Annotated in this window: 1 protein-coding gene; it reads left to right on the forward strand. The window is 41.1% G+C overall.

What is annotated here, in order from left to right:
• Positions 1-397: Ig-like domain-containing protein (locus tag ACVC5O_RS01055; protein ID WP_452219606.1), on the forward strand; the 397-nt coding region annotated here is incomplete at both ends.

Raw genomic sequence — 397 nt, forward strand, 5'->3', positions numbered from 1 at the left:
ACTCCTAACCCAGGATTTACTGGTGAAGATACTTTTGAGTACACCATCTGTGACGATGGAAACCCTGTCGCTTGTGATACTACAACTGTATATATCGAAGTATTACCTGAGAGTGGTCCTGAAAATGAAGCACCTATCGCAAATGCAGATACTGCTACAACTCCTGTAGGAACTCCTGTAGATGTAGTAGTACTAGCTAATGATTTTGATCCGGATGGTGACCCTATTTCGGTAACTAATACAACTAATCCTGATGATGGAACAGTTGCTGTAGATCCTAATACTGGTGTAATTACTTATACGCCTAACCCAGGATTTACTGGCGAAGATACTTTTGAGTATACCATCTGTGACGATGCTAATCCTGCACTTTGTGATACTGCTGTCGTTACTGTTA

Source organism: Lacinutrix salivirga (assembly GCF_053604675.1).